Below are 5,798 nucleotides of genomic sequence, written 5' to 3'. Positions count from 1 at the left end.
GCTGTACGGCATGGTCACGGATTCGTGGTATGCCGAGTTAGCGTTGCGCAGACGCGTGAGCATGTCTGCGACGGGATCTGTCATTGTCATGTGGGCTCTTGCCCTTCCTCATAACGGTTTCCGCTGCAACGGTTTTCAACAACCGGCAGCCGGACCTTTTACGTAGCTAGATTAGTCTTCGGTCTTGAACGGGAAGCCAAGCGCCTTGAGCAGCGCGCGGCCTTCGTCGTCGGTCTTGGCAGTGGTCACGACAGTGATGTCCATGCCGCGAACGCGGTCAATGGAATCCTGATCGATCTCGTGGAACATAACCTGCTCGGTCAGACCGAAGGTGTAGTTGCCGTTGCCGTCGAACTGCTTGCCGCTGAGGCCCCGGAAGTCGCGGATACGCGGCAGTGCCAGCGTGACCAGACGGTCCAGGAATTCCCACATGYGGTCGCCACGCAGAGTTGCGTGCGCACCGATCGGCATGCCTTCGCGCAGCTTGAACTGTGCGATCGACTTGCGGGCCTTGGTTACCTGCGGCTTCTGGCCGGTGATCAGGGTCAGATCGCGGACAGCGCCGTCGATCAGCTTGGAGTCCTTGGCGGCATCTCCAACACCCATGTTCACAACGACCTTCACCAGACGGGGAACCTGGTTGACGTTCTGGTACTTGAATTCCTCAGTCAGCGAGTTCTTGATGGAATCGGCGTACTTGGTCTTCAGACGAGGAACGATCTTGCTTGCCGGAGTCTCGAGAGTCTCAGTCATTAGATGTCCTTCCCTGAGCTCTTGGCCACGCGGACGCGCACGTCACGCTTCACGCCATCGCGCTCAACGGTCTCGGTGCGGAAACCGACGCGGGTGGGCTTCTTGGTGGAGGGGTCAACCAGTGCCACGTTGGAGATGTGGATTGAAGCCTCAACGACCTCAATGCCACCGGTCTTGGTGCCGCGCTGCGACTGACCGACCTTGGTGTGCTTGGTTACGCGGTTAATGCCTTCAACCAACACGCGGTTGGTATCGGGGAAGACGCGCAGAACCTTGCCCTGCTTGCCCTTGTCGCCGCCGCGCTCAGCCTTGGCGCCAGTGATGACCTGAACGAGGTCACCCTTTTTGATCTTAGCCATGGACTAGAGCACCTCCGGAGCCAGAGAAACGATCTTCATGAACTTCTTGTCGCGAAGTTCACGACCAACCGGTCCGAAGATACGGGTACCGCGGGGGTCACCGTCGTTCTTCAGGATGACGGCTGCGTTCTCGTCAAACTTGATGTAGGAACCATCCGCACGGCGGCGTTCCTTCTTGGTACGGACGATGACAGCCTTGACGACGTCGCCCTTCTTTACGTTGCCGCCCGGAATTGCGTCCTTGACGGTAGCGACGATGACGTCGCCAATGCCTGCGTAGCGACGGCCAGAGCCACCGAGAACGCGAATGGTAAGGATTTCCTTAGCACCCGTGTTGTCGGCAACCTTGAGTCGCGACTCCTGCTGAATCACTATTTACTCCTTGCGTCGCGCCGGTTCTCAGACCGAAAATCTTCCTACGGAATGAGCCTTGCGGAACGGTTGATCGGGGTGTCTCTTGACCTGCCTGGATTTTGCCAGACCAGGCCTAAACGCCCGTGCCAAAAACATTTGCTTCCCGGGCGGTTCCCGACGAGTCGGGGCGCGAGGGGGCACTATGCCGTGGCACGATTGTTTACGAGGTTGACGATGACGCGCGAACGGCGCCATACAAACTCAAAATCTTAGCATGTTTTCGCCGGATCCCCATATCACAGCAATGCGCTCCGGGCACAAGCCTGCCCGCCGACGGCACTGCGTCCGACGGCGCCACTCACGGGGCGGGCATTCGGCCCGCCCAGGCCACCGCTCTCCCCCTCCCCCGGGACATCCAGTCAACGTCGCACCCGTCCACCGAACGCTCCCTCACATCCTGCAAGGATCCGAGCAACGCTCCCGCACATCCTGCAGCCATTCACGCATGAACTGATCGAGCGTCGTCCAAGAAGCAGCTAGAAGTGAGGGACCGTGCGTCAATTTCGTGCCAAAAGTGAGGGAGCGTTTGGAAGGCGACGACGGCGTCACTCCGGACAGCCGTTTGGCCCGCCCCCAAGGCCTGCCGGCCGGATAACCGGGCCCCGCCGTCGGGCGTCTGTCTAAAGCCTGCCGGTCGAGACACCGGTGCGTTTCCGTTAAGGCGGAAACCCCCGCTCCCAGAAGGGAACGGGGGTTTCTGTACAACGACCGCCGAGGCGGAGGTGCAGGTGTTACTTGGCCTTCTCGAGGATCTCCACCAGACGCCACCGCTTGGTGGCGGAGAGCGGGCGGGTCTCGGCGAGGAGAACGAGGTCGCCGATGCCGGCGCTGTTCTCTTCGTCGTGAGCCTTGATCTTCGTGTTGCGGCGAAGGACCTTGCCATAGAGGGCGTGCTTCACACGGTCCTCGACCTGGACAACGATGGTCTTTTCCATCTTGTCCGAGACCACATAGCCGCGCTTCGTCTTACGGTAACCGCGCTCGTCAGCCGTAGCTGCGCCGGAAACAGTTTCCGTCACGTTCTCGTCCTTTTCAGTCACTTGGCGTCCTCCTCAGTCTCAGCCTCGGCCGGCTTTTCAGCCTTCTCAGCCTTGGCTGCGGACTTCTTGGACTTCTTTTCTTCCTTGGCTTCCACAACCGGTGCGGCAACCTCGGCACGAATGCCCAGTTCGCGCTCACGGAGAACGGTGTAGATGCGGGCGATGTCCTTCTTTACCGCGCGCAGACGACCGTGGTTCTCCAGCTGACCGGTGGCGGACTGGAAACGCAGGTTGAACAGCTCTTCCTTGGCCTTACCGAGTTCTTCAACGAGTCGCTCGTTGTCGAAACCATCCAGCTGTGCGGATGCAAGTTCCTTGGATCCTACTGCCATTTCTATTCACCACCTTCGCGACGCAAAATGCGTGCCTTCAACGGGAGCTTGTGGATTGCCAGGCGCAGTGCCTCGCGAGCAACCGATTCCTCGACACCGGAGATCTCGAAGAGAACCCGGCCCGGCTTGACGTTTGAGACCCACCACTCCGGAGAACCCTTACCGGAACCCATGCGGGTTTCGGCCGGCTTCTTGGTCAGCGGACGGTCCGGGTAAATGTTGATCCAGACCTTTCCGCCACGCTTGATGTGGCGGGTCATCGCGATACGGGCAGATTCGATCTGCCGGTTGGTGACGTATGCCGGGCTCAGAGCCTGGATACCCCACTCACCGAACGAGACCTCGGTGCCGCCCGTGGCAGCGCCGGAACGACCCGGGTGGTGCTGCTTACGGTGCTTGACTCGACGTGGGATAAGCATTTAAGCCTGTCCTCCTTCTACTGCAGCAGGTGCAGCCTCAACTGCCGGAGCTTCGGCGGCCGGAGCTGCCTCCGCTGCCGGACGGTCGTTACGACGACGGCGGTCACCACGGTCAGCGCCACCCGGGCGGCCCGGACGATCGCTGGCACCACGGCCGCGGGACGGAGCAGCAGCTGCCTGCTGGGCCAGTTCCTTGGCGGTGAGGTCACCCTTGTAGATCCAGACCTTCACGCCGATGCGGCCGAAGGTGGTCTTGGCCTCGTAGAAGCCGTAGTCGATGTTCGCGCGCAGGGTGTGCAGGGGCACACGGCCTTCGCGGTAGAACTCCGAGCGGGACATTTCTGCGCCACCCAGTCGACCCGAGCAAGCGATCCGGATGCCCTTGGCACCGGCGCGCTGCGCGGACTGCATTGCCTTCTTCATTGCACGGCGGAAAGCCACGCGGGAAGTCAGCTGCTCGGCAACGCCCTGGGCAACAAGCTGGGCTTCCATCTCGGGGTTCTTGACCTCGAGGATGTTCAGCTGGACCTGCTTGCCGGTGAGCTTTTCGAGCTCGCCGCGGATGCGGTCTGCTTCGGCGCCGCGGCGGCCGATAACGATGCCCGGGCGTGCCGTGTGGATATCCACGCGGACACGGTCGCGGGTGCGCTCGATCTCAACCTTGGCGATACCGGCGCGCTCCATGCCCGTGGACATGAGCTGGCGGATGCGGATGTCTTCGCGAACGAAGTCCTTGTACCGCTGGCCGGCCTTGGTGCTGTCAGCAAACCAGTGCGATACGTGATCGGTGGTGATGCCGAGTCGGAACCCGTGCGGGTTAACTTTCTGTCCCACTTAGCGAGCCTCCTCTTTCTCCGGGGTAGCAACTACCACGGTGATGTGGCTCGTGCGCTTCTTGATCTGAAATGCACGACCCTGGGCTCGCGGCTGGAACCGCTTCATGGTCGGGCCTTCATCAACATACATTTCGCTGATGATGAGGTCACTCTCGTCAAACGCCACGCCGTCGCGGTCCGCGAGGACCCGGGCGTTGGAGATTGCCGACTGAACTACCTTGAATACCGGCTCCGAAGCTGCCTGCGGGGCAAACTTCAGAATTGCCAGAGCCTCATTCGCTTGCTTACCACGAACAAGGTTGACGACGCGCCGGGCCTTCATAGGCGTTACGCGGATGTGGCGCGCAATTGCCTTGGCTTCCATTGCTTTCCTTCTCTCGTCTTTGACGTAAGTGCAGGCGCCTAGCGGCGCTTGCCCTTACGGTCGTCCTTGACATGGCCGCGGAATGTCCGCGTGGGAGCGAATTCGCCGAGCTTGTGCCCGACCATCGACTCAGTGACAAACACGGGGATGTGCTTGCGTCCGTCGTGCACGGCGATCGTGTGCCCGAGCATGTCGGGGACGATCATCGAACGGCGGGACCAGGTCTTAATGACGTTCTTGGTGCCCTTTTCGTTTTCCCTGGCTACCTTCACAAAGAGGTGCTGGTCAACGAAAGGACCTTTTTTCAGGCTGCGTGGCATGTGTCCAGGCTCCTATCGCTTGTTCTTGCCAGTACGACGGCGACGAACAATAAGCTTGTCGCTCTCTTTGTTGGGACGGCGGGTGCGGCCTTCGCGCTTACCGTTCGGGTTGACGGGGTGACGTCCACCGGACGTCTTACCCTCGCCACCACCGTGCGGGTGGTCGACCGGGTTCATGGCGACACCACGGACGGTCGGGCGGACGCCCTTCCAGCGCATGCGGCCGGCCTTGCCCCAGTTGATATTCGACTGCTCGGCGTTGCCGACCTCGCCGACTGTGGCGCGGCAGCGCACGTCAACGTTGCGGATTTCGCCGGAAGGCAGACGCAGCTGGGCGAAGCGGCCTTCCTTGGCAACGAGCTGGATCGATGCGCCGGCGGACCGGCCCATCTTGGCGCCGCCACCCGGACGCAGTTCAACTGCGTGGATCACGGTAYCGACCGGGATGTTGCGCAGCGGCAGGTTGTTGCCGGGCTTGATGTCAGCGTCGGCACCTGCTTCCACGGTGTCACCCTGGGCCAGCTTGTTCGGGGCGATGATGTAACGCTTGGTGCCATCAACGTAGTGCAGGAGGGCGATGCGAGCCGTGCGGTTCGGATCGTACTCGATTTCGGCAACGCGGGCGTTGACGCCGTCCTTGTCGTGGCGACGGAAGTCGATCAGACGGTACTGGCGCTTGTGGCCACCACCCTTGTGACGGGTCGTGATCTTACCGGTGTTGTTACGGCCACCCTTTTTCGGGAGGGGACGTACCAACGACTTTTCCGGCGTCGACCGCGTGATTTCGGTGAAGTCCGCTACGCTCGAGCCGCGACGGCCCGGGGTAGTCGGCTTGTATTTACGGATTCCCATAATTTATTTCCTCGTTAAAGTGGTCTCCGCTACGAGAGCGGACCGCCGAAGATGTCGATAGTGCCTTCTTTGAGGCTCACAATCGCACGCTTGGTGTTCTTGCGGGTAC

The 5,798-nt window shown here is 61.1% G+C and carries 11 protein-coding genes and 1 pseudogene; all 12 read right to left on the bottom strand.

Annotated elements, in window-relative coordinates; translation table 11 throughout:
- A partial coding sequence (gene rpsH, locus AB4Y86_RS10370; RefSeq protein ID WP_441402152.1) for a 30S ribosomal protein S8 occupies window positions 1–90 on the bottom strand: 90 nt, incomplete at its 3' end.
- An 81-nt stretch (window positions 91–171) separates the two neighbouring features.
- Complete coding sequence (rplE, locus tag AB4Y86_RS10365) at window positions 172–753, bottom strand: 50S ribosomal protein L5 (protein ID WP_441402151.1); 582 nt, start codon at window positions 751–753, stop codon at window positions 172–174.
- Window positions 753–1,112 carry a 50S ribosomal protein L24 gene (gene rplX, locus AB4Y86_RS10360; protein ID WP_441402150.1) on the bottom strand — a complete coding sequence of 120 codons (360 nt, stop codon included), beginning with the start codon at window positions 1,110–1,112 and terminating at the stop codon, window positions 753–755. The genes rplE and rplX overlap by 1 nt, the downstream gene beginning before the upstream one ends.
- Window positions 1,113–1,115: 3 nt before the next feature.
- The gene (gene rplN, locus AB4Y86_RS10355) at window positions 1,116–1,484 is read right to left on the bottom strand and encodes a 50S ribosomal protein L14 (RefSeq protein ID WP_003803789.1); all 369 of its coding nucleotides are present in this window, start codon (window positions 1,482–1,484) and stop codon (window positions 1,116–1,118) included.
- A 773-nt stretch (window positions 1,485–2,257) separates the two neighbouring features.
- Window positions 2,258–2,566 (bottom strand): 30S ribosomal protein S17, encoded by a 309-nt coding sequence (gene rpsQ / locus AB4Y86_RS10350; RefSeq protein ID WP_441402149.1) that lies wholly within the window; start codon window positions 2,564–2,566, stop codon window positions 2,258–2,260.
- Window positions 2,563–2,898, bottom strand: a complete 336-nt coding sequence (rpmC, locus tag AB4Y86_RS10345) for a 50S ribosomal protein L29 (protein WP_441402148.1) — start codon at window positions 2,896–2,898, stop codon at window positions 2,563–2,565. The genes rpsQ and rpmC overlap by 4 nt, the downstream gene beginning before the upstream one ends.
- 2 nt (window positions 2,899–2,900) lie before the next feature.
- On the bottom strand, window positions 2,901–3,317 hold the full coding sequence (gene rplP / locus AB4Y86_RS10340; RefSeq protein WP_441402147.1) for a 50S ribosomal protein L16: 417 nt from the start codon (window positions 3,315–3,317) through the stop codon (window positions 2,901–2,903).
- Window positions 3,318–4,151 carry a 30S ribosomal protein S3 gene (gene rpsC / locus AB4Y86_RS10335; RefSeq protein WP_441402146.1) on the bottom strand — a complete coding sequence of 278 codons (834 nt, stop codon included), beginning with the start codon at window positions 4,149–4,151 and terminating at the stop codon, window positions 3,318–3,320. It abuts the gene before it with no gap.
- Complete coding sequence (gene rplV / locus AB4Y86_RS10330) at window positions 4,152–4,517, bottom strand: 50S ribosomal protein L22 (RefSeq protein ID WP_354348543.1); 366 nt, start codon at window positions 4,515–4,517, stop codon at window positions 4,152–4,154.
- Window positions 4,518–4,555: 38 nt separating this feature from the next.
- A complete protein-coding gene (gene rpsS, locus AB4Y86_RS10325) occupies window positions 4,556–4,837 on the bottom strand; it encodes a 30S ribosomal protein S19 (RefSeq protein ID WP_018773666.1) in 282 nt (93 codons plus the stop codon).
- 12 nt (window positions 4,838–4,849) lie between these two features.
- Window positions 4,850–5,689 carry a 50S ribosomal protein L2 gene (rplB, locus tag AB4Y86_RS10320; RefSeq protein ID WP_441402145.1) on the bottom strand — a complete coding sequence of 280 codons (840 nt, stop codon included), beginning with the start codon at window positions 5,687–5,689 and terminating at the stop codon, window positions 4,850–4,852.
- 29 nt (window positions 5,690–5,718) lie between these two features.
- Window positions 5,719–5,798: pseudogene (locus AB4Y86_RS10315) on the bottom strand (50S ribosomal protein L23); the annotation flags it as partial.

Origin of the sequence: Arthrobacter sp. 2YAF22_2 (genome assembly GCF_052114645.1) — a bacterium.
In the GTDB taxonomy this organism is placed as follows: Bacteria; Actinomycetota; Actinomycetes; order Actinomycetales; family Micrococcaceae; genus Arthrobacter.
Note: the sequence above shows the minus strand (reverse complement) of the source record. Positions and strands in the feature narration are given on the sequence as shown.